This is a genomic window from Tetzosporium hominis, assembly GCF_002265435.1.
Lineage (GTDB): Bacteria > Bacillota > Bacilli > Bacillales_A > Planococcaceae > Chryseomicrobium > Chryseomicrobium hominis.
The window spans coordinates 1-24,099 of record NZ_NOKQ01000289.1 but is presented as its reverse complement, the minus strand read 5'-3'; the positions used below and the strand labels follow the sequence as shown (position 1 = coordinate 24,099).

The following is a 24,099-nucleotide window of genomic DNA, read 5'->3' as shown; positions in this document are numbered from 1 at the left end:
GTAGTGTGTCAAATGCCCATAGACCCGAATCAACGGGGATTTAGCAATTGTTCTAAATCTTCTTTCTTTAATTCCGAGAACCAGTTTTCACTTTTAAATTGCTGGATTTGAGTTACTGACATATAAGTCGACGGTGAAATGGCATAGAGATCCGCTACTATCTGATGTAGTGGCAGTTCATCCAAACGTTTCTTTTTCCAAAACTTCACTTTCGCAAATTCCCAAAGGTCTTTTTTGGTAACGGTAGTGAAATGATACAGTTCAAACTCACTGACTTTGCTGTCGAGAACCATCTCGACTTTGTCGTACAAGGCTTGCTCCCCTTTATCCATTCGGTTTCCTCCTGTGCATAATTTATCTGTCCGCTCATACGTTGTGGTAGTAGCTAAAATCGTATCGATTTATGAAGGATGTGTCAATTGTCTTTTCGAAAAGGATCTCTTATTTTAATGGCAGCCTACCTCATCACCAAGATCCTTGGCTTTGTTTTCCGTATGCAATTCTCGCATATAAGACTTACTGTGGATTCGACACTGCTGCCTCTGTAAGGCGAAGCAATACCAGACCGACTGATTGGGCTTATGAATCGTCTCAGCAGCCACTTCTGCAATCATCAAAAAACTGACCGCGTCAAAAACACTTAAATTCCCGACCTCTCGCTTGCCTAAAAATCGCAAACTCAAAAGTAACAATGTATAGAAAAAGGCTGTTCGCCAAATCAACGTCCAGTATTCCATTTGATCATCTCAGTTGCAGGATGGTCTAATGAGTTGTGAATTAAGCAAGAGATAGAAGCGCATGAGTATAAAATCGGTTCTGTTGAATAGAAGTTCGAATATGAAGAAAAGAATTCCGAATTTGCTTAAAAGAATCTCAAATCCGCTGAAAAGAACTGCAAGTTCGTCGATGAACATCCGCTCTGCACCGCGAGCCAATCAATTTCTAGAGCATACAAAAACCCCACGAGCACTAGCGGTGCTCATGGGGTTCTCTAAAGTACCTTATTCTACTACGCGGCCGATTGCCACTTTCTCGAACTGAAGACGTGTACCGTCTGCTACTGTAATAAATACAGTTGTATCGTCAAGCGCATCAATCGTCCCGTGTAATCCACCAACTGTGATTACGTGGTCTCCACGCTTTAAGCTATTTTGCATAGTTGCAGTCGCTTTTTGACGTTTCTGTGCTGGTCGGATGATGAAGAACCACATCACACCAAACATCGCAATAATAGGTAATAAGCCTATAAGTGTATCCATCTAGAAATTGCCCCCTTTCTATGTATCTCGATAATTATACTCGAATTAAAAGTTTTTTGCATTTGGTTTGTTGTAGCCATACTCTTCGAAGAACTCTTCTTTGAAGTCTAGCAAACGGTCTTCACGAATGGCTTGACGCACGTCTTTCATGAGGTTCATCAAGAAATGAAGATTGTGTGTCGACGCTAAACGAAGACCAAATGTCTCGTCCGCTTTAAATAAATGACGTAAATAAGCGCGAGAATAGTTTTTGCACGTATAACAATCACATGTCTCATCGACAGGTCCAAAGTCACGTGCAAATTTCGCACCTTTGATCACCAAACGGCCTTTTTTTGTGAACATCGTACCATTACGTGCAATACGAGTTGGTAATACACAGTCAAACATATCCACACCACGGATGGCTCCATCGATCAATGAGTCAGGCGAACCCACCCCCATCAAATAGCGCGGTTTGTTATCTGGCATAAGCGGAGTTGTGAACTCAAGAACGCGGTTCATGATGTCTTTTGGTTCCCCTACAGACAAGCCTCCGATTGCATATCCTGGGAAGTCGAGTGAAATGATATCTTGTGCCGATTGACGACGAAGATCTTCGTACTCTCCCCCTTGGATGATGCCAAACAAGCCTTGCTTGTCTGTGTTTGTATGAGCCGTCATACAACGCTCTGCCCAGCGAGACGTGCGCTCTACAGATGCTTTCATGTATTCGTGAGAAGCTGGATACGGTGGACACTCATCGAACGCCATCATGATGTCTGAACCCAGTGCGTTTTGAACTTCCATCGATTTTTCCGGACTTAAGAACAACTTATCCCCGTTCAAATGGTTGCGGAAATGAACGCCTTCTTCTTCGATTTTACGCATGTCACTTAAGCTGAACACTTGGAAACCGCCAGAGTCTGTTAAGATAGCGCGGTCCCAGTTCATGAATTTGTGCAAACCGCCTGCTTCACGGATGATGTCATGACCAGGACGCAACCACAAGTGATACGTGTTGCTCAAGATGATTCCAGCGTCCATTCCTTTGATTTCTTCTGGAGACATTGTTTTTACAGTAGCTTGTGTTCCTACCGGCATGAATGTCGGAGTCTCAAACGAGCCATGTGGCGTGTGGACAATTCCAAGACGAGCTCCTGTCTGTTTATCTTTTTTCAATAATTCATAGCGAATCGCTGTCATTTAAAATCCTTTCCTTTGATCAGCATCGCATCTCCAAAACTGAAGAAACGGTAGCGCTGGTCAATCGCTTCTTGATAAGCGTCTAATATAAAGTCACGTGACGTCAAAGCACTAACGAGCATAACGAGCGTGGATTTTGGCAAGTGAAAGTTCGTGATCATCGCATCGATGACCTTGAATTCAAAGCCTGGGAAAATGAAGATGGACGTCCAGTCACTGTCTTCTTTGACTTCTCCATCGAACTTCTTCGCAACGGATTCCAGTGTGCGAGTTGAAGTGGTTCCAACTGCAACGACACGTCCTCCTGCTGCTTTTGTTTCATTAATCAAATCTGCTGTCACTTGAGGCATGCGGTAAAATTCCGCGTGCATCTCGTGGCTCTCGATCGTGTCCACACTGACCGGTCGGAACGTTCCAAGACCTACGTGCAGTGTGACATAGCCGATCTTCACACCTTTTTTCTCCATGGCTTCTAATAATTCCGAAGTAAAATGAAGACCAGCTGTCGGCGCCGCTGCAGAGCCTTGCTCTTTGGCATATACTGTCTGATAGCGGTCACGGTCTTCGAGTTTCTCATGGATATACGGCGGTAATGGCATCTCGCCGAGCTGATCCAGTACTTCAAAAAACACACCGTCATAGTTCATCTTGAACACACGCCCCCCGTGGTCTTTGATGGCAGTACACGTCGCTGTCAGCAACCCATCTCCAAACGAGATGACCGTGCCGATTTTCACGCGTTTCGCGGGTTTGACAAGTGTTTCCCACTCATCGTCTGCAAGTTGGGTCAGAAGCAAGACTTCAACAGAAGCACCCGTTTCTTCTTTGACACCCATAAGACGGGCAGGCATCACTTTTGTATCGTTTAAAATCAAGCAGTCTCCTTCGCGTAATTCGTCTAGGATGTGCTGAAATGTTGTATGGTGCAACTCATTGTTTGGATAATCCGCAACAAGCAGCTTACTGCTTGTACGATCTGCAAGAGGAGTTTGAGCAATCAATTCCTCTGGCAAATGAAAATCAAAATCTTCTACTTTCATAGTCAACTTCCTTTGCTATCATTCTGGTACGGGAATTCCAAGATGGTCATACGCAAGTGGCGTCAAGACCCGACCTCTTGGAGTCCGCTGGATAAAGCCGATCTGCAACAAGTACGGCTCATACACTTCTTCTAGTGTAGCAGATTCTTCTCCGACACTCGCGGCAAGCGTATCAAGGCCTACTGGCCCTCCACGGAACCTTTCCGCCATAGCACGTACGAGCTTGTGGTCGATGTGATCGAGACCACGACGGTCTACTTGCAACAGTTCTAGAGCTTCGGTTGCAAGTGATTCTGTGATGCGCCCATCGCCACGCACTTGTGCGTAATCGCGAACTCGTTTCAATAAGCGGTTGGCAATACGAGGTGTCCCTCGTGAGCGACGAGCAATCTCGACTGCTGCACGGTCTTCTATGTCAGCGCCAAATAGACGGCTGCTACGTCTGACGATCTCCGTGAGCGCTAGCTCGTCGTAATATTCAAGTCTAGATAAGACTCCAAAACGGTCACGTAAAGGAGCAGAAAGTGAGCCTGCACGCGTCGTTGCACCGACCAATGTGAACGGCGGCAAATCAAGGCGAATCGATTTTGCAGTCGGTCCTTTGCCAACAACGATATCGAGGCAAAAATCTTCCATTGCCGGATACAACACTTCTTCAATCGCACGGTTCAAGCGGTGAATCTCATCTATAAATAAGACGTCTCCTGGTTCTAGCGCACTGACTATAGCAGCTAAATCTCCAGGGCGTTCAATTGCAGGTCCACTCGTCATTCGAATCTGGACACCCATTTCGTTTGCGATGACATTTGCAAGTGTGGTCTTCCCTAGTCCAGGTGGTCCGTAGAGAAGGACATGGTCAAGGCTCTCCTCACGAAGCTTTGCCGCTTGGATGAAGATGCTCAAATTTTCTTTGATCTGTGCTTGACCGATATATGAGCCGAGCGTGTCGGGGCGCAAGGTCTCTTCAAACGGCTCATCAAACTGGGTGGCGTCACTTGTAATCACTCGGTCCGTCACGGGCGTCTCCTCCTAACTGCCAAATAGTAGTTGTAGTGCTTTTTTCATGATGACATCAGTCGTCTCGTTCTCAAACTCTTCTAATTTAGGTGCAATCTTTTTCAGTTCACGTTCTGAATACCCAAGTGCCTGAAGTGCTTGGAGCGCTTCATCAAGCGACTGGTTCACAGCAGGCTGTGCATCGTCTTCGAGTTCAAACAAGCCATCTGTAAATTCCACATCGGCTAAGTCATGCAACTTGCCTTTCAAGTCGAGAATGATCTGGCGAGCCGTCTTCTTCCCAACTCCCGGAAACTTTACTAAGAAAGCATCGTCTTCGCGTTCAATGGCTCCGATGACTTGCTCAGGTTGGCCACTAGCAAGGATCGCAAGCGCTCCTTTAGGTCCAATCCCAGTTACTTGAATGAGCTTTCGGAACAGTTCACGTTCTGATAAAGTCTTGAACCCAATCAATTGCTGCAAGTCTTCGCGTACTTGCAAGTACGTATAAACAAGTTCGTGTTGTCCAACTTGGAAACGAAACGGGTTCGGTGTCAGGATTTGAAACCCAAGTCCGTCTCGGTCGATCACGATGTATTCGGGTGTAATGCGGGCAATCTCGCCTTTTATGTAGTCGTACATCTAAGTTCCCCATTTCGCCTTCACTCAACAAAGAAGGCCGCTAAAGAGTAGCGGCCGTCACGAGCGTTTCATATTACCCATCATACCATAGTTTGCGGTGATTTTCTATCGCTTTTGCGCTAAATGCCAACAGACGTTCTTGTTTTTTAGGATGTGGTTTTTGTAAAAAAGCCAGACATTCACGAAACAGTTCGTTGGGGCAGCCAGACGATATCTACCGACATAATCTGATACGGATTCGGAATTTAAGGATTGGCTGCTTTCCACTCAAAAAAATCAAAGTCATACATTTTGGCTATCTTCCACAACTTATCGCCTTTTGTACTGTGTGAACTTGCACCATATGCCTCCTTTTTCATTTCTCTACATCCTATGCAACGGTTTTGAAATTGTGACATGAAAAATCGCAAACGGCATGGTACACTAGGAACAACTTAGAAGATGCGAGGGATGAGCACGATGCGTAAAAAAGGGGAAGAACGGCGTCAATGGATTCTCAAAAAATTACAGCAACAGCAGTTAGCAGTTAAAGGAGCAGATCTTGCTGAACAAGCTCAGGTCAGTCGTCAAGTCATCGTCAATGATATCAACTTATTGAAAGTGGCTGGTCACCCCATCATGGCGACGAGCCAGGGCTACATTTTGTTTAGCGAAACGTCTGAGAACTTGGTGCGTGAGCGTGTGGTATGCAATCACCTCCCAGAAAACACGATGGATGAATTGAACACAATCATCGACTGCGGTGTGTCTGTGGAAGATGTGACCGTCGAGCATCCTGTTTACGGAGAAATCTCAGCACGAGTTATGGTGTCCAATCGTAACGAGATCAACGATTTTATGGACAAGTTGAACGAGAATAAGGCGACGCTACTCCTTCAGATGACGGATGGGACCCATCTTCACTGGTTAGCGTCAGACTCACAACAAAAAATCGATGCAGCTAAAGAAGCGCTTCGTCGAAAAGGATATTTGATTGAGAATTGAGCATGCAGTCCAGCCCTTGGTGGCTGGATTTTTTGTTGTGCATAAAATAGTTTACATAATATTTTTATGTATGACTAGAAAGGGTTTTGTGACTCGAGGATGTTGGTTTGTGTCCTTTGGAGTTCACTTTGTGCCTTTCGAAAAGTTTTTGTGCCCTTTCGATTGCGCTTTGTGCCCTTTGTCAATTCCTTTTCCGTAAAACAACAAAAACCCTTCCGAAGAAGGGTTTCAACTCAATCGCTTTCCGTTTCATACGTCGTATACGAGCCTAAACTTTTCACCGTGCAGCCAAGAAACGTCAGTTCCTCCTCTGCCCCTCGCATCATCACATGGTCTTCTTGTTCCAGAATATCGACGATAAAGAAATAATGGCCAAGACCTGTCTTCAAAGGGCGCGACTCGATCTTGCTCAAGTTCAATCGGCGCCACGCAAATACAGACAGTACTTGGTGCAGGAGACCTGGTCGGTCATCTTGAGGCAATTTCAACATCCAAGTCGTCTTGATCTGCGGCTGGTGTCCTTTGAACGTCAATTGATTTTTCTCTGAACCGAGTACAAGAAAACGTGTGTGATTGAAATGAAAATCGTGGATATCACGTTCCACAATCACGAGTCCATATTCGTGAGCAGCTGTCTCGTTCGCTATTGCAGCAATCGACATATCAGGATTCTCAGCGCAAAGCTTTGCCGCTGCAGCGGTGGAAGAATATTGCTCCATCGGCACATGAGGCAACCGGTACGATAAGTATTTGTGACACTGTGCAAGCGCGTGTGGATGCGAGTAGATCGTCTCTACTTGATCCCAGTGGGCAACATGATCCGGATGGACCATTAAATGCTGGGCAATAGGCGCAAGCACTTCAGCTTGTATGTAGACGTCTGCTTCGTGAAACAAGTAATCAATCGTTAGAGGCACGGTTCCTTCAAGAGCATTCTCTACAGGTACTACCGCTACATCAACCTTCACTTGCGACACCGCTTCAATGCATTCAGGAATCGTCCGCATCGGCACTAAAGACTCTGATGGAAATAAAGATTTAGCTGCTAAATGCGTGAACGACGCTTCCGGTCCGAGATAAGCAATCTTTGTCATTAGAAAGCCCCCGAACTGATGACATCCGCAGTCTCCACGAAGTCAAGACGCTTCATTTCTGTTAAAAATTCATTGATATCTTTACTCATTGCCGTGACATCTAATGATAAAGTGACACTTGCACGTCCTTGTATTGGAATCGTCTGGTGGATCGTCAGTACATTGCACTGACTTTCCGCAACGAGCTGCAACAGACGAGCAAGTGTTCCTTCACGGTCCTCCAACTGCAAGAACACAGTTAAGATGCGTTCTTGCACGATGGAGTGGAACGGAAAGACGGCGTCCCGGTATTTATAGAAGGCACTGCGAGAAAGATCGACTTCCTTCACAGCGTCCCAAATTGAATTCACCTTGCCATTTTGCAAAAGCGCCTTTGCTTCAAGCGTCTTCTGCATTGCTTCTGTCAGTACGTCTTCACGCACTAAATAAAAATGCTGGTTGGTTACATCCTTCACGATCGCTCCGCCTTTCCTACCGACTACTACTCAATAAATTCAAATTCAAATTCTAGAAGACGCACTGTGTCGCCATCTTTCGCACCGCGCTCGCGAAGGGCATCATCGATTCCCATTCCGCGAAGCTGACGTGCAAATCGACGAATCGATTCTTCACGTGAGAAGTCCGTCATCTTGAAGACGCGCTCTACCGTGCCGCCAGACAACACAAATGCTCCATCATCATCACGAGTGATTACGAAGGCATCTTTAGACGCTTCGTGTTTGTAAAGAACGGATTTATCCGATGCTTCTTCAACTACTTCATGAAGTGGATATTCTGGAGCCGTCTCAAGAACTTTCGCAATTGCGTATAGTAGTGGCTGCAAGCCTTGACGAGAGACTGCTGAGATTGGGAAGATTTCTACATCATCTCCGACTTTCTCTTTAAATGCTTTTAAGTTTTCTTCAGCATCCGGCATATCCATCTTGTTCGCTACAATGATTTGCTGGCGTTCTGTCAGACGAAGATTGTAGTTCTTCAACTCATCGTTGATTGTGACGTAATCCTCGTATGGGTCGCGCCCTTCCATTCCTGACATATCAATGACGTGTACGATTGCTCGAGTACGCTCGATGTGCTTCAAGAACTGGTGACCAAGACCAACACCTTCAGAAGCGCCTTCAATAAGTCCTGGTAGATCCGCCATAACAAAGCTGCGGTTGTCTTCCATATCGACCATTCCTAGGTTTGGTACGATTGTTGTGAAGTGGTACGCTCCGATCTTCGGCTTCGCTGAAGACACTACAGATAATAATGTAGATTTCCCAACGCTTGGAAATCCGACTAAACCGACGTCTGCTAATACTTTCAGTTCTAAAATAATGTTCAACTCTTGACCTGGCTCTCCTTTTTCAGAAAGCTCAGGCGCTGGGTTTTGTGGTGTTGCGAAACGGATGTTCCCGCGTCCTCCACGCCCACCTTTAGCGATAGTTTTTTGTTGGCCGTGCTCAACTAGATCTGCAAGGATGTCTCCCGTTTCTTCATTGATAACGACGGTACCTGGTGGAACTTTGACAACCATGTCTTGTGCTCCACGACCGTGCATGCCTTTAGTCGCTCCGTGTTCTCCACGGTCCGCCTTAAAGTGACGCTTGAAACGGAAATCCATCAGCGTACGAAGACCTTCGTCTACTTCAAATACGACGTTCCCGCCGCGTCCGCCGTCTCCACCAGCTGGTCCTCCATTTGGTACATACTTTTCACGACGGAAGGCTACCATGCCATCTCCGCCGTCACCGCCTTTTAAGTAAATCTTAACGTGATCGACAAACATGTTCTCACTCCTGTTCTCTTCGCTCCACTACTTCTAGCTTCAGAGAGGTTTTTGTATATTCTTGTACTTCTGTTGTAAATTCGGTATCCTGCCCACAAGAGATTACTTTCAAATCCGACCAATTGCCGACCAATTGAATGGAAATATGAAGTGGGTTGTCCATAGAAAACACTACGTGCATCAATTGATCATGGTACCCGATAAACCGCTCTTTCATCTGAGCGGTGAACGCTTGAAACATCATGACCATTTCCTCATCTTGTTCTACCGTTGCTTTGCGGTTCCCGACCACTTCATACGTGGCTTTCAGCTCCGGATGATGCATATGAATCGTTTCCAACCAGTTGTTAGTCTTCTTGAATCCTACATTGTTGAGCCTAAAAAAATGTTGGCAACGCAACGAGTATTCTTCTATCAGACGACGCACTTCATCCGTGCGACCTAGATCTAGATTCATCTGCATCACCTGCAGCCGATTCAGCGCATCATGATTGATAGTGCGCAATAGATCATTGATTTCAATGGTGTCTCTCATCTCTCTCAACTCCACAGCGAATGTGTCTTTATTATACCCTTGTGAGGTGGAATAATTCCACTGTATGCGTACAGTGTTCAAAAGAAAAAGGACTGCAAGTGCAGTCCTTTTAACCGATAAGCTTATGCTTCTTGAGCTGTTGGGTATACGCTCACTTTTTTCTTGTCGCGTCCGAAGCGTTCGAAACGAACAACTCCATCAACTTTAGCGAAAAGTGTATCGTCACCACCACGGCCTACGTTTTCACCTGGGTGAATCTTTGTACCGCGTTGACGGTAAAGGATTGAACCACCAGATACGAATTGACCATCAGCGCGTTTAGCGCCAAGGCGTTTAGATTGAGAGTCACGACCGTTCTTAGTCGAACCAACTCCCTTTTTCGATGCGAAAAACTGAAGATCTAATCTTAACATGTGTCTCACCACCTGTTTAGTTATAGGATATTTTTATATACTGACTATAATCGTTTTCTATCGTTTCGAGCGATGTACGAAGTGTATCGAGAATCACTTGGACCCGAATCTTCGTCATCTCATCCTCAATTTGAGGAATCTCGACGGCTAAGTAGCCTCCATCCGTGCCTTGATCAATGATGGGTTCAATCTTGCCATTCACAAAAAGTGAGTTGACAGCGCCAAATGCAACAGCAGAAGCTCCTGCACAGACTAGATCTTTACCTTTAACATCAAACTCAGCATGTCCGGACATCGAAAATGACTGAATCATCCCTGCCTCATCTCGGTTGAAAACAACACGAATCATGATTATAGGTTGATTGCGTCAACAACTAATTTCGTGTACGGTTGACGGTGACCTTGCTTTTTACGGTAGTTTTTCTTCGCTTTGTATTTGAAGACAGTAATTTTCTTAGCTTTACCATTCTTCACGGCTTTCGCTGTTACAGTTGCGCCATCCACGAATGGAGCTCCAACTTTAACATCGTCACCACCAACGAATAAAACTTTATCAAATGTTACAGTCTCATCAGCTTCTACATTCAATTTCTCGATGTAGATTTCTTGACCAGCCTCTACTTTGATTTGTTTACCACCAGTTTCAATAATTGCGTACATATTCCTGCACCTCCTCATATACTTAGACTCGCCTGCCATCAGGTGATTCCAAATGGAATACTTGAACCTTCTCAGTGCGGTTGCAGCCACAGGTGCTACAAAGACTAACATCAAATAGAATACCATAAACGAGACTCGAACGTCAAGACTTTATACGGAGATAATTTTCATAGAGAAGCACCGCTACAACAACCATCGGGAACACATTTGCTTCTACGAAAAACTGGTTAGCAGCGAATAACGATGCCCCTAGTAATGCTGTGTACGAAAGACCATTCGCGATTGGTTGGAAAGGTGTTTTTGCAAATAAGATGTGCACCATGTATCCTCCGTCATGTGGCGGGATAGGAAGCAAGTTCACAAGGAGAATCCATCACTGGATCTGTAGAATCTGAAGCCTAAGCCAAATCGTGCCACCATAGGACCGAATCGTGCCACCTCCAAAAAAGCTTATTCGCATAATCCAAGTTAACTCTTTAACGAAATAACCCCTGGGGTCATCTCAAAACCCACTAAACTCCACAAAAAAATGCCAAGAGCTTACTAGCTCCTGGCATTCCTAATTATTTCGTAAAAATCGATTTCAATTTTGAGAAGACGCCGCCTTTAGAATCGGTCATCGACATCAGCGGCACGGATTCACCTAAGATACGACGTGCGATATTGCGGTAACCTTGAGCTGCCTTCGTCGTCGGATCCATCACAATCGGCTCTCCTTTGTTAGAAGAACTGATAACACGCTCGTCATCTGCCACGATACCCAGAAGGTCGATTGAGAGGTGGGTCGTGATTTCGTTCACATCGAGTGCTTCGCCTTTATCCATCAAATGCTGACGGATTCGGTTGATGATCAACTTTGGTGGCTCCAGATTCGGTTCTTGCTCAAGTAGTCCGATAATCCGGTCCGCGTCACGTACTGCAGAAATCTCTGGAGTCGTCACGACGATAGCTTGATCAGCACCTGCAACAGCGTTTTTGTACCCTTGCTCGATACCAGCAGGACAGTCGATCAAAATATAATCATAGTCTTGCTTGAGTTCTGAGATCAATTCTTTCATTTGTTCCGGTGACACCGCGTGCTTATCAGCAGTCTGAGCAGCCGGCAACAGGAACAATTTGTCATCAAAGCGCTTGTCTTTCACAAGGGCTTGATGCACTTTGCAACGCCCTTCCACTACGTCTACTAAATCATAGATGATGCGGTTTTCAAGTCCGAGGACTACATCTAAATTGCGGAGACCGATGTCAGTATCCACGAGACAAACTTTTTTGCCTTGTAAAGCCAATGCAGTTCCCAGGTTGGCTGTGGACGTCGTCTTGCCCACACCCCCTTTACCTGAAGTAATTACGATTGCTTGTCCCACATTAGCTTCCTCCTTTAAACGTCGAGATGTCCGGACGAATCCGTCTTAATTCTTGGAGTCGGTCAATGACCAACTTCCCTGTTGTATGTAAATACGCGCATTCCATTTCAGGGTGTTCGGATAGTACGGTAAGTTCGTCAGTCATCGTCTCAAGGACATCGTCAATTTGAAGATGTGTCGCTTCTAACCAACTCGCTGCTATCACAGCGCTACGGTTCCCGTTAGCACCTGCATGAGCAATGCCTTTGAGACGGCCTAAAACGTAGATGTTACCACCTGCTATGACGCGTCCATTCGGGTTGATGTCTCCAATCACGACCAGATCGCCTTGTGCTCGAACGATTTGACCGGAACGAACAATGCCGACATAGGTCTCAGACTGCTTTTCAACTAAGCGCTGGTTGCATTCCTCGACGGTCATGACTTCACTTTGTACTTTAGTGATGCGGATCTTCTGATTTTTCTCAATCAGTTGGATTACATCTTTTTTCTGTTCATTTGTTAAATACCGGTGGCCTAGTTGGACGGTCATCTCGGCTTGGCCATCGAATGCTTCTTCACTGAGTTTTGCTTTCAGTTCGTCAAGTAGCTCCTGATAGCCCATTTGGTCATCGAAGCGCATGACGAGCCCATCTTTTGTGCCTCGGATGGTGATTCCTTGTTGTTTCGACAAACACTTCACCCCATCTATCATGTGTTTACGTGATATTTTTGTTCGTACCGCTGGACGAGTAGCCACTTAAAGAACCAGCCCATGACAGCCACAAACACGAAGTTTGCAATCATAGTTGGAATCAGACGTAGCTGTAAAAACTCATCAAAGACTAATGTTGTCGTGCCAATAATTGTGTGGAACACGAACAACAACGATTCCAATCCTGCTAGTAACAATAAAATCAGCAGGGAGAGTGTCAAGACATTCAAATGAATGTAGCGCATCACCCACACACTGATAAAAATCAGGATCGGATAAATAAAGGTATACAGTCCAATAATATCAATGAAAAACACATCATACAAGAGACCAAAAATCACACCGAACAGGATGGCCCGCTTGCGATTGTAGTAAATCGCCACGAATACCAAGTAGATTAGTAAAAAACGCGGAACTAAAATATAGAACTGTTGCCCTATACTGACGGGCGAAAGGAGTCCAAAGACAGGCTCCATATAAAAGAGAAAAACCGCGACGAAGATGACAAGAACTCGAATCATTCACTGTCCTCTCCTTCCGCAGCTTCTTCTCCTTCAGCTGTCCCGTCCTCACCAGATACCATTGGCACAGTGCGTGCTGCAATCATCACTTGGTTAAGAGTCAGAAAATCATCAGCCGGTTTTACATAAGCAAGTTTTGTTAGACCATGGTCATCAGAAGTCACTTCAGTCACTTCACCGATATAAATGCCTTTCGGGAAGATGCCTCCAAGGCCAGATGTCGTGATCTTTTGCCCTTTTTCAATCTTTGCATTAGTATCCAGTCGGCGTAAAATCAACTCACGACGCTCTTCATCATAGCCTTCGATCAAACCGAAAATCGTTTCGTCTTCTGCGACGAATGCAGAAATACGGTTGTTCGGATTTTGTGTCGTAACTAGCTCAACAGTCGCTGTTCGGTTTGTAACTAGAGTTACTTTTCCGATCAATCCCTGAGCAGTCATGACAGCCATGTTGGCGGATACACCGTGTAATTTTCCACGGTCTAAAATAATCTTTTCATCCCATTGTTCTGGGTTTCGCGCAATGACAGTAGCACGAATCGGCTCATAATCGCTCAAGTCCTCCTGAACTTCCGCCAATTCTTTCAGCTCTGCGTTTTCTTGCTGGAGCTGTTGAACTTCGGCTTGTACAGCAGCGTAGTCTTGGATGCGTGCCTTCAAACGCTCATTTTCTTCATATGTATGGAGAAAATCTTCGACATTTTTATAACGTTCAACGACAAAATGCGTTGGTTTGGCAACCAGAGATTGACCAAAACCAACGACATCCTTTATCAATGACTCCGCAGGATTCGCATTGTCGCGACCGCGGAGCGTAAAACTGATTAACACAACAAGAACGATCATGCCCACCAATAGTACAATTAAGCGTTTCGCAGAAAATAATGATGGCATGTCAACGTCTCCTTATCGGCGTGGTTGTTGTTTGCGAATTTCATTCATGTGATCGAGTGCCATACCTGTTCCGACAGCAACACAATCTAGTGGTTCTTCTGCAATAAAGACCGGCATGTTCGTTTCGTCACTGATTACTTTATCTAAGTTTTTCAGTAACGCGCCACCGCCTGTCAACATAATGCCACGTTCCATGATGTCCGCAGACAATTCTGGAGGCGTTTTTTCAAGTGTACGCTTCACGCCATCAATTATCGTTGAAATCGACTCGCGAAGTGCATCAGCGATTTCTTTAGAAGAGATTTCAATCGTTTTGGGTAGACCTGTTACGAGGTCACGTCCACGAATCTCCATCTTGTCTTCTTCACCAATGACTAATGCAGAACCGATTTCCATTTTGATAGCTTCTGCTGTACGTTCACCGATTGTCAGGTTGTAAGTTTTGCGGATGTAGCTAGTGATAGCTGAATCCATCGCATCCCCTGCAACTCGAACCGATTCACTTGTCACGATACCACCAAGTGAGATTACGGCAACTTCTGTAGTTCCTCCACCAATATCAACGACCATAGAGCCCGTTGGTTCCCAAACTGGTAAACTTGCTCCAATTGCTGCTGCAAATGGTTCTTCAATCGTTACAGCATCACGAGCACCTGCTTGCTTCGCTGCATCGATAACAGCACGTTGTTCAACAGATGTAATACCATAAGGTACACAGATCATGACATTAGGTTTACTCCATGAGCTACCTGCCGCTTTCAAACCGTTTTTCATATAGTATTCAATCATTTTCCAAGTAGTGTCATAGTCTGCAATAACTCCATCTTTCATCGGACGAATTGCGACGATAGACCCCGGTGTACGGCCAATCATATTACGAGCGTCGTTCCCGACAGCTACGATTTCATTTGTTTGCGTATTTTTAGCTACAACGGAAGGCTCACGCAAGACGATACCTTTCCCCTTCATAAATACAAGTGTATTAGCGGTTCCTAAATCAATTCCTATATCTTTTGCTCCAAATCCAAACACGTTCCAACTTCCTTTCTATCGCTGTCACCCCAAGTGACGTCATAAAGTTCATTATAGACGATAGAAGAAAAATAATACAGTCTCACATGTACCCCTTTTCTTTCAAACTGATGAACTGATGGTCCCCGATAATGAGATGATCTAGCAACTCGATACCCATAATCTGACCGGCATCTCGTAGGCGTTTGGTCACAGCGATGTCTTCTGGACTAGGTGTCGGATTTCCACTTGGGTGATTGTGCACAGCAATGATCGACGCACACGACTTTTTAATAGCTTCACGAAACACTTCCCGAGGATGGACAATCGATGCACTGAGCCCTCCAATAAATATGGTCTGTTTATGAATGATTTGATTTTTTACATTTAAAAATAAAATGATGAAATGTTCTTGCATCAAGTGATGCAGATCGTGTTTGATGTAATCGGCTGCGTCTTTTGGAGACCGGACAGTTACTTTGTCCTGGACGTCTTGAGTCGCAAGGCGTCTTCCAAATTCCACGGCAGCAAGTAATTGTACAGCTTTAACGGTTCCCACTCCTTTGATCTGTTTCAGTTCTTCAATTGTGGCGTTCTTCAAATAATGGATGCGTTCGAAGTATTTGAGTATCTCGTTCGACACGGATAATACAGAATGGTCTCTTGTTCCGGTGCGAAGTAAAATGGCGAGGAGTTCTTGGTTGGAGAGGCTCTGAGCCCCTTGCTGGATGAGTCGCTCGCGCGGGCGATCTTCGTGATGCACATCTCGAATCATTTCAAATGAGTCTGCTAATAGTTTGGTCATTGGTTTCCCCCTTTGACATCAAGTGTAGCGCGCTACTGAATTGCTGAAAACTTGGTGACAATTGCGATAATAGCATTGTCACGGCGTCAGTTAATTTAGTTCGATAGCGATACAGGACTCACTTGTAAGTGTGGAATTCAGTGTGAATAAGGCTTTGGAAGGATGTTCTTTGATAGCATTTAGCACTTTTTGCAACTTTTCAATTTCCTTACATTTAAATTTTCTGGCCTTTGCTTCGCTCAAAATAAAATTTTGATCATCGAGCTTGGCTAGATTTTCTGCCAGCAATTCAATCGGAGCAGGACACCCTTTCGCTTTCACAAGCAATTCTTTAGTGAATGACTGGACATCTATTTTTTTTGGAAGTCAATCGGGTGCAGCAGCCAGAACTGGAGCAGTTTTATCTAGATAGGTGATCAAATACCCCATCAACAAGAATCCGACAATCCCAATGAGCGCCCCCTGCGCGATGGCAATCATATACACGCCAACATCTTTTTGTTTTGATCGAATCATACCGTTCGCCTCCTTTATAGTAGACACTACCGCATGGTAGCTAAAAATGAAGTCGAATGATGAACGGGAATTGAAACAAATCCAGTCAAAAAACACCTACTGCATCTCTTTTTAGAGAAACAGTAGGTGTAGATCAATTAAAATAAGTTCCAGTACCAATCAATCAGCTCGGTGCCATATAAATGGACTATGACGGCTGCGATGGCTATAGAGGGGCCAAACGGAATCGGTGTCTTGCGGCCATTTTTCGTTAGTCGCAAAGAAATCAGTCCGAAGATTAAGCCAATAACAGAAGCCAGTCCTAAAACCACTAACGAATGGACGGTTCCAAGAACGATTCCAATCACTAAGAAGAGCTTTATGTCGCCTCCACCCATACCTCCTCTGGAGATAATCGCGATAAGGAGCAATAATATAAATCCGATAGAAGCTCCTAAATAACTATCCCACCACGGGTCAAGAGGTTCTACAATTCGCAGAAGGACTAAGGGAATACCAAAGAACAGTAGAAACTTGTCCGGAATCAACATATAAGCGAGGTCTGAAACTGTCAGTACAACTAGTAAGGAATAAAATACTAAAGCTACTGCCAATTCCCACGACCAGCCAAAATGCAAATAAGCGACCGCAAACAAGACGCCTGTAATCAATTCCATCATAGGATAAATCGGACTGATCTTTGTTCCACATCCCCTGCATTTCCCTCTTAAAAACACATAAGAAAATACAGGTACTAAGTCGAGAATCGTCAGCCTGCGGTCACAGGTTGGACAATGAGATGGTGGATGAGCTATGGATTCGTCTTTTGGAACCCTCAAACCCACCACATTATAAAAACTTCCAAATATTAAACCATACACAAAGAAAAAAGCAGCTACAACAACAGTCAATTGGATGAATTCCTTTCATGGGGACGATCTTTATATTTTTCTTTATACATCTGCTCATCCGCTCGCATCAACAGTTCATCGAGCGTATCGCCAGTCTGATAAAACGCGCCACCTACACTATATTCGACAGGCACCGCGAGTTCTCCTAGAGAAACTGTGAAATTTTTTCCTTTTCTACGGATGAACGAGATATTTTCTTCAAGCTGAGATTGCCGCGTGATGTCTCGAAGTAACACGACGAATTCGTCACCACCGAGACGCGCTGGAATATGCGGCTCTGGGAACGATTCGACGAGAAGGTCTGCGATGGCTCGTAACACTTCGTCACCGCTCAAGTGGCCAAACTTGTCATTGATCTGCTTGAACCGGTTTAAGTCAAGCAGCATCACACCGACCGGTTGTCCAAGAACAATCGATTTTTCAAGTTCTGCAACGAAATACGTGCGGTTTGCAAGACCCGTTAGAGAATCCTGATATGCCAGTTTGTTGACTAATTTCGTATTCTCGATCTCTGTCGTCATGTCGCGGTAAATAATAGCATAATGCGTATTCGCATCTATTTTCATAACTGCACCGTCAATTCGAAGGTGAATTACCTGGCCTTTCACTTCAAACGAAATTGTTGTCTGATGATGCAAGGGTGTCTTCTGCAACTCTTCGACAAATGCTACAAATTGATCAGCAATATTGATTTGACCGAGCATGTCTTTTAAGTTCGATCCCTTCAATCCAAATCGGTTGATTTGTTTCTTCGCTGCATCATTAAATTCAATGAGTTCCCATCTTTCATTGACAATCACAAGTGCATTTGGATTTAACGAGAAGATGGTCTTATAACGCTCCGTAAGCGATGGAATCAAATTGAATTTGTAGATGGCAATCGTTAAATACATACTGAAGATCAGCCCAATATAAATATACGAATGCGGAGGCAGCACACTACCAAAGCTAAAGAAGCCAAGAACTAACATCGCAACAAGCGTCACAATAGAGCCGCTGCGAATAAACTGAAGCATACGAATACGCTGTTCTGATTTCTCTAGTCTGATCCCTAGCGATAAAATAAACAAAGACACTAAAATCAACACCACCGAGCCGACCATCGTTCCGAAATATTTAGTATTGTACTCCGGCACAATCCATAGACCTTGTCTTGTAAACTCTTCACTGTTCGTAAGAGTATCCCCACCAAAAATATTTAAAAGAATCAAAAGGACAGGTATCACATATAGAATCATCGGGTAATACGGAATCTTCTTCTGAAGATGAATTCGACTGATTTGAATATACATATGGAGCGATACGCCCAACATAATTAATCCCACATTACCGAAAAATAAATTCACAAACATGGGACTATATTCTATAGGTAATAAATGACGGATGAATTCGGTAAATAGCAATAACGTATAGAGAAATGGAATGGCCGCAACTACTTGATTGTCCCGGTTCGAGGGATTTGAAAGGAGCGCCAAAACAGACAACATAAAAAGAGTGGCTGCAGGAAGAAGATAGACCAGAATGTACACTGTTATCTGTCCGACTTCCATCGCAACCACCCTTTCAATTTTATTGTAAGTAATAGAAAGTGGTAATCGTTAATGAGGCACTGATTTGTTCATCTGCATCTGTTGCGATCTGCTCTTCCCCAGGTAATCCGGTATCCAAAGAGTCAATCCGATACACACGTTCTAAATTTTCAATTTCTTTCATTATAGCAACCAACTGTTCTTCTGTCTCGGCTGTGACATCGACCGTCATCGTGATCATGCGAAGCTCGAGTGGCAAGTCTGCAACAGAGATTGTCGATATTGGAGTCTCTTCAGTAGCGGCTTCTTCACGAGCTTCTGTAGAAGAGTCACCAGGTTCCGGAGTTTCTTCATCAGTCACTGGATCTTCGGCTTGTTCTTCTGGCTCTTCGTTGACGACTTCTTCCTCTTCTTCTTCGACGAAACCAGTGACACCTTCAGACTCATATCCATTGAATGTCACACTACCTACTTTCGTCTGAGTGATCAATTCAATTTCTTCGATCGTGCGAATAATCTTGTCGAGCTCAAGCTGGTTCGGGACTTTTTTCATCAGTTCGTATGGGTCATCTTGAAGCGGAACTTCTTCTTCCCCGTCGCCCGCTTGTTCTTGAAGTGCGACAATTTCAGCTTGAATCAATGCATTGGCATTACGCTTTGCTTCGTTTTCATCTTGTAAAGGCACGATATACAAGTAGTAGACGCCAGCTAAAATTAATGCGATTAGTGCACCTAAAAGTAAGAACGCTGCTCGTTTGTTTTCACGAATTGAATCCATCATGGCTGCGTCACCCCCTGTGCAACATACTCAGGAAGTGGTTTGATACGAATGGAGGCTGTATACCGTGGCGCGACTTCCTCTTCTTCTACTACGCCTTCAGTTTCTTCAGTAGTGCTAAGCGGCTCAAATTCCACGATACTGTCGACTTGAACGTTTTCGAAGTAGTTGCTCTTCATCAAGTTTTCTACAAAAAGCGCCACTTGTGATTTGGTTTCAAAATCTACAGCGAGTGTAATAGCTTCTGGACTGAATGCATAGTTTCGGACATATGTATTCGCATCGGCTAAGTTTTGAATTTCTTCGTATAGTGGAGACACAGGGTATGAGTTCGTTTCGACGAATAAAACCGCATCCGCATACGTGATCTCTGGTGCAGGTTCTCCGGTTGCCACTTCATTTTGAAGTGCTGCACGTTGTGCAATCAAGTTCTGTTCTTCAGCAGCCAAGTCCGCCGCATCTTGCTTGATACCCATTAAATAAATAGCGAGAAACACTATCAAGGCTCCAAGAATAATAATAAATAAAATAAGTCCAAGATAACTTTCTGGCTTTCGCTTCTCAAAGACGGGCAGTAAATTAATTTCCGGATTCATTTACATCCCCCTTTAAAGCCAGACCTACAAGCGAAACGTCACTAGTACCAAAACCAGTATAAAACTTCGCAACATCCTCATCACGAATGGTCGTAATCTGCGGGAACGACGGGTTATCTCTTAGTAGCTCGTCGATATAGTCTAGTTGTGGAGACTCTCCAAACGAGATGATTTCATCTACTGCGATATCTCCTTTGTGAATAGAGAATCGGTAGAACGTCATCATTCTTTCAAGCTCTGTTACTTGATCGACCAATTGACTCCGGTAGTCGTTTTCATCCCCACTGAAAGTGAAGCGAATGTCATCTCCATCTTCAGAAGCTTTGTAAGTTCCCATTTCGCGTTCAAATGGTTGGTAGCGAAGAAATTCAACTAAACCATCTCGGAAAATCGTAACGACCGCCCCTGTCATAAGCCACTCTACGAGTAAATATGATTTTTCGTGCTTTAAATAGTTACGTTTTGTGAAATAACGAATGGACGATAATGCTCGAATATCTGCAACTGTTGGATCTAAACCAGCATCGTCTAAGATATTCGCAAAGCGCATCACTTCTTCTGCAGGAGCAGCGAAAAGTGTCGCTTTCTTATCGCCTTCTACCGGGTCATAAACATCAAGCAGAGGATTTTCAAAAGGCAATTGAATCGAACGCCCTAGTTCCATTTGGACATACCCTTTCAAACCTTCAGAAGTGACATCATCCGGATGGTCGAACGCTTTCATCATGACTGCACTGTCGGGAACGAAATAACGAACTTCTTCACGCTTTATTCCCCAAGCGCTTACTTGTTCTTTCATCCACGAAATGAAGCCCATCTCATCTTTGATCATATCTTCTTCTACATAGCCAGCAGGAACTGCCGCTTCATACAGCGTCCAGTCCGCCCCATCTTCACGCGGGCGCACTAACGCTCGCAACACCGTTTCGTGAAGATCCATCGACACCACTTGCCGACTTCCGCGTTTTCGAAACATCCCATGACCCCTCTCTGCCGTTCTCTATCTACTTGCTTGGAAATGCCAAGCTTATGTCAGGCCGGATTACTCCGGCCTCAAATAAGGTTGGTATTATTTTATCTCAGTAGTTTGCTCCGTATTAGTATTGATTTTGTCTACAGTAGCATTTGTAAATTTAACTTTTTTGTCACCACTGTACGTTATGTCGGTAGTCGTCAGTCCTCTTGGACTATTTACAGAGACTGTAGCTTCGCCAGGAATTTTTCCAGCTGAATCTAAAAATTTGTTTGTTATAAGGTCAGAAACTTTTACCGCGGTAGTAGTTGAAGGGTTTTCTGTGTAATATAGATTCGCAGCATTAATTACATTTACTGCGTCGGCTTTAACAGCCTTGTAACGCGAATTTTCGATTACATTACCAATTGCCGGAACAGCAATAGCAGCCACAATAGCAAGAATTACAATTACTGCTAAAAGTTCGATAAGTGTTAAACCTTTTTGGTTTAAACGTTTTTTAAGTAGTGTTTTCATGAATGAGTTCTCTCCCATCGTTTCATTTTGGTGTTTTAAGTACTTACTTTCGTCCATAGTTGTTTTCACCTCCTTAAAAGAATTTAAGTTATGATTTTCCTTACATTTGTTCATATAAACTAAACATTGGTATCATAATTGCCATAACAATGCCCCCTACAATAAATGCTAAGAAAAGAATCATTAATGGTTCAATTAATGATTTAAGTGTATCGACTGTGCGATCCACTTCATCTTCGTAGAAAACAGCAACTTTTTCTAACATGTAATCTAAAGAACCAGTTTGTTCACCAATGAGAGTCATCTGAGTAACAAGCGGAGGGAAAATCCAACTTGCTTGCAAAGGAGCTGTTAAAGTACTCCCTTTTTCTAAACTCCGTTTTGCTTCTAGTAATACCTTACCTATTACAGGGTTTCCAGAAACTTTCTCTACAATAGTCAATGCTTGTAGAATTGGAACTGATGAGCTAAATAATGAGGATAAAGTTCTTGTGACTCGAGCAATCGAAGATTTCTGAACTAACTGTCCAAAAACCGGCATCCTCATAATTGCATACGTCACTCCAAAATGAAATTTCGAATTGTTTTTGTAGAGCCACATGAATGCACCAATTGTAATAAAAATGACGGGTAAAATAATAAACCAACTAGATTGAAGAAATTCACTTAGTGCCATAACGAATTTCGTGATAGCGGGGAGTTCTGCACCCATATCATTAAACATAGTCACAAATTGCGGAACAATCGTAAGCATTAAAAATCCAGCAACACCAAAAGTTAAAATCAATAAAATCACAGGATACGTCAATGTCGATTGTACTTTCTTTTTAATTGCGAACTGCTTTTCTAACGACATCGCTAGACGATCTAACGAAGTATCCAAATTACCCGTCGCTTCCCCTGCACGAATCATATTGACAAAAACCGCAGGAAACACATTCGGATACTTCGCAGCCGCATCAGAGAAAGTCAATCCTGTTCGCACATCTTCTTCTACATTATTTAAAGCTTTCTTCAGTGGCTTCGACTTCGTTTGATCCGCTAAAATTCGCGTAGATTCCACGATTGAAACGCCAGCACGAATTAAAGTAGCGAACTGTCGAGTATAGATAACAAAGTCTTGGTTCTTTACCTTTTGTCCTATTGATAACTCTTTGTGCAATAGCGACTTTGACTCTTCGACTTTTCTAGGATTAATTTTCATATCTCTTAATTTTTGTATTGCATGTTTTTTTGTATTTGCCTCGATAACACCTTTTTTTAAGTATCCATCTACTGTCCGCCCAAAATATCGGTATACAACCATTAGTACTCACCTGCCAATAAGTATAGCTTTGCGTCTTCGTACTTGATAGAACCTTTTGTGATGAGTTCTTGAATGTTGGCTTCAAGTGTATGCATTCCGAGCGCTCGGCTTGTCTGCATAACGTTTTGGATTTGGTGAACTTTCTCGTTACGAATCAAGTTAGAGATTGCAGGAGTCGAAACTAAAATTTCTGTCGCTGCGACCCTCCCATTTCCAGTAGCGTTGACGAATAATCTTTGTGAGACGATTCCCTGCAACACGTTACCAAGTTGAATTCGAATCTGGCCTTGTTGGAACGGCGGGAACACGTCGATAATTCGGTCAATCGTCGTTGGTGCCGAACTTGTATGCAAGGTACCCATTACTAAGTGGCCAGTCTCAGCTGCTGTAATAGCGGTTGAAATGGTTTCCAAGTCGCGCAACTCACCGACCAGAATAACATCTGGATCTTGACGAAGCGCTGCACGTAATGCATTCGCAAATGAATGCGAATCGGCTCCAATCTCACGTTGATTGACGATTGATTGGTTATGCGGATGTACATACTCGATTGGATCTTCAAGAGTCAGAATATGTCGTGACATCGTACGGTTGATATGATCAATCATTGCAGCTAGTGTCGTCGACTTACCTGATCCAGTAGGACCCGTTACCAAAATCAACCCTTGCGGACGTTCCGCTAATTCATATAATACCTTTGGCATGTTGAGCTGTTGTAAAGTCGGAATGGAATTTGAGATTTGACGAGCAGCTAATGCCATTCGCTTTTGCTGGTGGTAGGCATTGATACGGAATCGGCACTTGTCTCCAAGCGCAAAACCAAAGTCCGTCTCGCCCTTTTCCATAAACTCTTGCTGCTTATCAGCTGGCAAAATTTCATTGACCATCTGCTTTGTCATGTCTTCTGTCAATTTCACGTCTCCGCCTGGAATCAACTTCCCGTGTTTTCGGAACATAGGTGGGACACCCACTGTAATATGCAAATCGGAAATCTTCTCGTCGTAGCTGCGGTTTAATAAGTCTAGAATTGAATATGCCAGTGGTTCCACCTCCCTCTATAAATGTTGATATATCAATGGTTTTCACCATCGCAAGTGCCCGAAAAAATATTTTCCGTCACCAATA

At 44.0% G+C, this 24,099-nt stretch carries 34 protein-coding genes and 1 other annotated feature; of the genes, 1 reads left to right on the top strand and 33 read right to left on the bottom strand.

All coding sequences use genetic code 11. The annotated features are described in order from the left end of the window. Nucleotides 1-29 precede the first annotated feature (29 nt). The 8 genes from CF394_RS13220 to CF394_RS16385 form a co-directional block, all read right to left on the bottom strand. On the bottom strand, nucleotides 30-332 hold the full coding sequence (locus CF394_RS13220) for a post-transcriptional regulator (protein ID WP_094944232.1): 303 nt from the start codon (nucleotides 330-332) through the stop codon (nucleotides 30-32). Between the two features lie 114 nt (nucleotides 333-446). Then, complete coding sequence (locus tag CF394_RS13215; RefSeq protein ID WP_094944231.1) at nucleotides 447-737, bottom strand: DUF421 domain-containing protein; 291 nt, start codon at nucleotides 735-737, stop codon at nucleotides 447-449. A gap of 264 nt (nucleotides 738-1,001) precedes the next feature. Beyond that, nucleotides 1,002-1,259: a preprotein translocase subunit YajC gene (gene yajC, locus CF394_RS13210; RefSeq protein ID WP_094944229.1), complete on the bottom strand. Its 258-nt coding sequence runs from the start codon at nucleotides 1,257-1,259 to the stop codon at nucleotides 1,002-1,004. Between the two features lie 45 nt (nucleotides 1,260-1,304). Next, entirely contained in the window at nucleotides 1,305-2,444 is a 1,140-nt protein-coding gene (gene tgt / locus CF394_RS13205) for a tRNA guanosine(34) transglycosylase Tgt (protein ID WP_094944228.1), read from the bottom strand. Next, nucleotides 2,441-3,484, bottom strand: a complete 1,044-nt coding sequence (gene queA / locus CF394_RS13200; protein WP_094944226.1) for a tRNA preQ1(34) S-adenosylmethionine ribosyltransferase-isomerase QueA — start codon at nucleotides 3,482-3,484, stop codon at nucleotides 2,441-2,443. The genes tgt and queA overlap by 4 nt, the downstream gene beginning before the upstream one ends. 18 nt (nucleotides 3,485-3,502) lie before the next feature. Continuing rightward, on the bottom strand, nucleotides 3,503-4,501 hold the full coding sequence (ruvB, locus tag CF394_RS13195; RefSeq protein ID WP_094944225.1) for a Holliday junction branch migration DNA helicase RuvB: 999 nt from the start codon (nucleotides 4,499-4,501) through the stop codon (nucleotides 3,503-3,505). A 12-nt stretch (nucleotides 4,502-4,513) separates the two neighbouring features. Beyond that, nucleotides 4,514-5,122 carry a Holliday junction branch migration protein RuvA gene (ruvA, locus tag CF394_RS13190; RefSeq protein WP_094944223.1) on the bottom strand — a complete coding sequence of 203 codons (609 nt, stop codon included), beginning with the start codon at nucleotides 5,120-5,122 and terminating at the stop codon, nucleotides 4,514-4,516. A gap of 245 nt (nucleotides 5,123-5,367) precedes the next feature. Next, a complete protein-coding gene (locus CF394_RS16385) occupies nucleotides 5,368-5,481 on the bottom strand; it encodes a LysM peptidoglycan-binding domain-containing protein (protein ID WP_500691230.1) in 114 nt (37 codons plus the stop codon). Between the two features lie 100 nt (nucleotides 5,482-5,581). On the opposite strand from CF394_RS16385, the gene CF394_RS13185 reads away from it, so the two are divergent. Continuing rightward, entirely contained in the window at nucleotides 5,582-6,106 is a 525-nt protein-coding gene (locus CF394_RS13185) for a transcription repressor NadR (protein WP_243370871.1), read from the top strand. A gap of 233 nt (nucleotides 6,107-6,339) precedes the next feature. On the opposite strand, the gene pheA is transcribed toward CF394_RS13185, so the two are convergent. The 25 genes from pheA to CF394_RS13075 form a co-directional block, all read right to left on the bottom strand. After that, nucleotides 6,340-7,200 (bottom strand): prephenate dehydratase, encoded by an 861-nt coding sequence (gene pheA / locus CF394_RS13180; protein ID WP_094944220.1) that lies wholly within the window; start codon nucleotides 7,198-7,200, stop codon nucleotides 6,340-6,342. Beyond that, nucleotides 7,200-7,655 (bottom strand): transcriptional regulator ThrR, encoded by a 456-nt coding sequence (thrR, locus tag CF394_RS13175; protein WP_094944219.1) that lies wholly within the window; start codon nucleotides 7,653-7,655, stop codon nucleotides 7,200-7,202. Before thrR ends, pheA begins: the two co-directional genes overlap by 1 nt. A gap of 26 nt (nucleotides 7,656-7,681) precedes the next feature. After that, nucleotides 7,682-8,971 carry a GTPase ObgE gene (gene obgE / locus CF394_RS13170; protein ID WP_094944217.1) on the bottom strand — a complete coding sequence of 430 codons (1,290 nt, stop codon included), beginning with the start codon at nucleotides 8,969-8,971 and terminating at the stop codon, nucleotides 7,682-7,684. 4 nt (nucleotides 8,972-8,975) lie between these two features. Beyond that, nucleotides 8,976-9,506 (bottom strand): Spo0B domain-containing protein, encoded by a 531-nt coding sequence (locus tag CF394_RS13165; RefSeq protein WP_094944216.1) that lies wholly within the window; start codon nucleotides 9,504-9,506, stop codon nucleotides 8,976-8,978. Nucleotides 9,507-9,628: 122 nt separating this feature from the next. Continuing rightward, nucleotides 9,629-9,919, bottom strand: coding sequence for a 50S ribosomal protein L27 (rpmA, locus tag CF394_RS13160; RefSeq protein ID WP_094944214.1), 291 nt, complete (start codon nucleotides 9,917-9,919; stop codon nucleotides 9,629-9,631). A 16-nt stretch (nucleotides 9,920-9,935) separates the two neighbouring features. Next, entirely contained in the window at nucleotides 9,936-10,268 is a 333-nt protein-coding gene (locus CF394_RS13155) for a ribosomal-processing cysteine protease Prp (RefSeq protein WP_094944213.1), read from the bottom strand. A gap of 2 nt (nucleotides 10,269-10,270) precedes the next feature. Beyond that, nucleotides 10,271-10,579: a 50S ribosomal protein L21 gene (gene rplU / locus CF394_RS13150; RefSeq protein ID WP_094944211.1), complete on the bottom strand. Its 309-nt coding sequence runs from the start codon at nucleotides 10,577-10,579 to the stop codon at nucleotides 10,271-10,273. A 14-nt stretch (nucleotides 10,580-10,593) separates the two neighbouring features. After that, nucleotides 10,594-10,671 (bottom strand) — a sequence feature (ribosomal protein L21 leader region). A 50-nt stretch (nucleotides 10,672-10,721) separates the two neighbouring features. Then, nucleotides 10,722-10,898, bottom strand: coding sequence for a hypothetical protein (locus CF394_RS15855; RefSeq protein ID WP_165767564.1), 177 nt, complete (start codon nucleotides 10,896-10,898; stop codon nucleotides 10,722-10,724). 244 nt (nucleotides 10,899-11,142) lie between these two features. Continuing rightward, nucleotides 11,143-11,943 carry a septum site-determining protein MinD gene (minD, locus tag CF394_RS13145; RefSeq protein WP_094944210.1) on the bottom strand — a complete coding sequence of 267 codons (801 nt, stop codon included), beginning with the start codon at nucleotides 11,941-11,943 and terminating at the stop codon, nucleotides 11,143-11,145. A 1-nt stretch (nucleotide 11,944) separates the two neighbouring features. Then, nucleotides 11,945-12,616: a septum site-determining protein MinC gene (gene minC, locus CF394_RS13140; RefSeq protein WP_094944208.1), complete on the bottom strand. Its 672-nt coding sequence runs from the start codon at nucleotides 12,614-12,616 to the stop codon at nucleotides 11,945-11,947. Between the two features lie 17 nt (nucleotides 12,617-12,633). After that, entirely contained in the window at nucleotides 12,634-13,158 is a 525-nt protein-coding gene (gene mreD, locus CF394_RS13135; RefSeq protein ID WP_094944207.1) for a rod shape-determining protein MreD, read from the bottom strand. Beyond that, nucleotides 13,155-14,054: a rod shape-determining protein MreC gene (gene mreC, locus CF394_RS13130; RefSeq protein WP_094944205.1), complete on the bottom strand. Its 900-nt coding sequence runs from the start codon at nucleotides 14,052-14,054 to the stop codon at nucleotides 13,155-13,157. Before mreC ends, mreD begins: the two co-directional genes overlap by 4 nt. Nucleotides 14,055-14,066: 12 nt before the next feature. Continuing rightward, nucleotides 14,067-15,086 (bottom strand): rod shape-determining protein, encoded by a 1,020-nt coding sequence (locus CF394_RS13125; protein WP_094944203.1) that lies wholly within the window; start codon nucleotides 15,084-15,086, stop codon nucleotides 14,067-14,069. Between the two features lie 82 nt (nucleotides 15,087-15,168). After that, nucleotides 15,169-15,870 carry a RadC family protein gene (gene radC, locus CF394_RS13120; RefSeq protein ID WP_279327664.1) on the bottom strand — a complete coding sequence of 234 codons (702 nt, stop codon included), beginning with the start codon at nucleotides 15,868-15,870 and terminating at the stop codon, nucleotides 15,169-15,171. Nucleotides 15,871-15,960: 90 nt separating this feature from the next. Beyond that, a complete protein-coding gene (locus CF394_RS13115; protein WP_094944201.1) occupies nucleotides 15,961-16,191 on the bottom strand; it encodes a hypothetical protein in 231 nt (76 codons plus the stop codon). A gap of 45 nt (nucleotides 16,192-16,236) precedes the next feature. Continuing rightward, on the bottom strand, nucleotides 16,237-16,386 hold the full coding sequence (locus CF394_RS15850; RefSeq protein ID WP_165767563.1) for a hypothetical protein: 150 nt from the start codon (nucleotides 16,384-16,386) through the stop codon (nucleotides 16,237-16,239). A 137-nt stretch (nucleotides 16,387-16,523) separates the two neighbouring features. Beyond that, nucleotides 16,524-17,276, bottom strand: coding sequence for a prepilin peptidase (locus CF394_RS13110; RefSeq protein ID WP_094944200.1), 753 nt, complete (start codon nucleotides 17,274-17,276; stop codon nucleotides 16,524-16,526). Next, complete coding sequence (locus CF394_RS13105) at nucleotides 17,273-18,826, bottom strand: GGDEF domain-containing protein (protein WP_094944198.1); 1,554 nt, start codon at nucleotides 18,824-18,826, stop codon at nucleotides 17,273-17,275. The genes CF394_RS13110 and CF394_RS13105 overlap by 4 nt, the downstream gene beginning before the upstream one ends. 19 nt (nucleotides 18,827-18,845) lie before the next feature. Beyond that, complete coding sequence (locus CF394_RS13100) at nucleotides 18,846-19,586, bottom strand: hypothetical protein (RefSeq protein WP_094944197.1); 741 nt, start codon at nucleotides 19,584-19,586, stop codon at nucleotides 18,846-18,848. Further along, entirely contained in the window at nucleotides 19,583-20,179 is a 597-nt protein-coding gene (locus CF394_RS13095) for a PilN domain-containing protein (RefSeq protein WP_094944195.1), read from the bottom strand. The genes CF394_RS13100 and CF394_RS13095 overlap by 4 nt, the downstream gene beginning before the upstream one ends. Continuing rightward, nucleotides 20,163-21,155 carry a type IV pilus biogenesis protein PilM gene (pilM, locus tag CF394_RS13090; RefSeq protein ID WP_094944193.1) on the bottom strand — a complete coding sequence of 331 codons (993 nt, stop codon included), beginning with the start codon at nucleotides 21,153-21,155 and terminating at the stop codon, nucleotides 20,163-20,165. The genes CF394_RS13095 and pilM overlap by 17 nt, the downstream gene beginning before the upstream one ends. A 93-nt stretch (nucleotides 21,156-21,248) precedes the next feature. After that, nucleotides 21,249-21,725 carry a type II secretion system protein gene (locus tag CF394_RS16180; protein ID WP_341476745.1) on the bottom strand — a complete coding sequence of 159 codons (477 nt, stop codon included), beginning with the start codon at nucleotides 21,723-21,725 and terminating at the stop codon, nucleotides 21,249-21,251. Nucleotides 21,726-21,768: 43 nt separating this feature from the next. Continuing rightward, nucleotides 21,769-22,917 (bottom strand): type II secretion system F family protein, encoded by a 1,149-nt coding sequence (locus tag CF394_RS13080; protein ID WP_369333191.1) that lies wholly within the window; start codon nucleotides 22,915-22,917, stop codon nucleotides 21,769-21,771. Further along, the gene (locus CF394_RS16305; protein WP_369333190.1) at nucleotides 22,862-23,059 is read right to left on the bottom strand and encodes a GW dipeptide domain-containing protein; all 198 of its coding nucleotides are present in this window, start codon (nucleotides 23,057-23,059) and stop codon (nucleotides 22,862-22,864) included. The genes CF394_RS13080 and CF394_RS16305 overlap by 56 nt, the downstream gene beginning before the upstream one ends. Further along, a complete protein-coding gene (locus tag CF394_RS13075) occupies nucleotides 22,974-24,014 on the bottom strand; it encodes a type IV pilus twitching motility protein PilT (RefSeq protein ID WP_094944294.1) in 1,041 nt (346 codons plus the stop codon). Before CF394_RS13075 ends, CF394_RS16305 begins: the two co-directional genes overlap by 86 nt. Nucleotides 24,015-24,099: the final 85 nt, after the last annotated feature.

Excerpts from the sequence above, each read along its gene's own strand:
- CF394_RS13220 (WP_094944232.1), bottom strand. The coding sequence starts at position 332 with ATGGATAAAGGGGAGCAAGCCTTGTACGACAAAGTCGAGATGGTTCTC.
- CF394_RS13215 (WP_094944231.1), bottom strand. The coding sequence starts at position 737 with ATGGAATACTGGACGTTGATTTGGCGAACAGCCTTTTTCTATACATTG.
- yajC (WP_094944229.1), bottom strand. The coding sequence starts at position 1,259 with ATGGATACACTTATAGGCTTATTACCTATTATTGCGATGTTTGGTGTG.
- tgt (WP_094944228.1), bottom strand. The coding sequence starts at position 2,444 with ATGACAGCGATTCGCTATGAATTATTGAAAAAAGATAAACAGACAGGA.
- queA (WP_094944226.1), bottom strand. The coding sequence starts at position 3,484 with ATGAAAGTAGAAGATTTTGATTTTCATTTGCCAGAGGAATTGATTGCT.
- ruvA (WP_094944223.1), bottom strand. The coding sequence starts at position 5,122 with ATGTACGACTACATAAAAGGCGAGATTGCCCGCATTACACCCGAATAC.
- CF394_RS16385 (WP_500691230.1), bottom strand. The coding sequence starts at position 5,481 with ATGAAAAAGGAGGCATATGGTGCAAGTTCACACAGTACAAAAGGCGAT.
- CF394_RS13185 (WP_243370871.1), top strand. The coding sequence starts at position 5,582 with ATGCGTAAAAAAGGGGAAGAACGGCGTCAATGGATTCTCAAAAAATTA.
- pheA (WP_094944220.1), bottom strand. The coding sequence starts at position 7,200 with ATGACAAAGATTGCTTATCTCGGACCGGAAGCGTCGTTCACGCATTTA.
- obgE (WP_094944217.1), bottom strand. The coding sequence starts at position 8,971 with ATGTTTGTCGATCACGTTAAGATTTACTTAAAAGGCGGTGACGGCGGA.
- CF394_RS13165 (WP_094944216.1), bottom strand. The coding sequence starts at position 9,506 with ATGAGAGACACCATTGAAATCAATGATCTATTGCGCACTATCAATCAT.
- rpmA (WP_094944214.1), bottom strand. The coding sequence starts at position 9,919 with ATGTTAAGATTAGATCTTCAGTTTTTCGCATCGAAAAAGGGAGTTGGT.
- CF394_RS13155 (WP_094944213.1), bottom strand. The coding sequence starts at position 10,268 with ATGATTCGTGTTGTTTTCAACCGAGATGAGGCAGGGATGATTCAGTCA.
- rplU (WP_094944211.1), bottom strand. The coding sequence starts at position 10,579 with ATGTACGCAATTATTGAAACTGGTGGTAAACAAATCAAAGTAGAGGCT.
- mreD (WP_094944207.1), bottom strand. The coding sequence starts at position 13,158 with ATGATTCGAGTTCTTGTCATCTTCGTCGCGGTTTTTCTCTTTTATATG.
- mreC (WP_094944205.1), bottom strand. The coding sequence starts at position 14,054 with ATGCCATCATTATTTTCTGCGAAACGCTTAATTGTACTATTGGTGGGC.
- radC (WP_279327664.1), bottom strand. The coding sequence starts at position 15,870 with ATGACCAAACTATTAGCAGACTCATTTGAAATGATTCGAGATGTGCAT.
- CF394_RS15850 (WP_165767563.1), bottom strand. The coding sequence starts at position 16,386 with ATGATTCGATCAAAACAAAAAGATGTTGGCGTGTATATGATTGCCATC.
- CF394_RS13105 (WP_094944198.1), bottom strand. The coding sequence starts at position 18,826 with ATGGAAGTCGGACAGATAACAGTGTACATTCTGGTCTATCTTCTTCCT.
- CF394_RS13100 (WP_094944197.1), bottom strand. The coding sequence starts at position 19,586 with ATGATGGATTCAATTCGTGAAAACAAACGAGCAGCGTTCTTACTTTTA.
- CF394_RS13095 (WP_094944195.1), bottom strand. The coding sequence starts at position 20,179 with ATGAATCCGGAAATTAATTTACTGCCCGTCTTTGAGAAGCGAAAGCCA.
- pilM (WP_094944193.1), bottom strand. The coding sequence starts at position 21,155 with ATGTTTCGAAAACGCGGAAGTCGGCAAGTGGTGTCGATGGATCTTCAC.
- CF394_RS16180 (WP_341476745.1), bottom strand. The coding sequence starts at position 21,725 with ATGGACGAAAGTAAGTACTTAAAACACCAAAATGAAACGATGGGAGAG.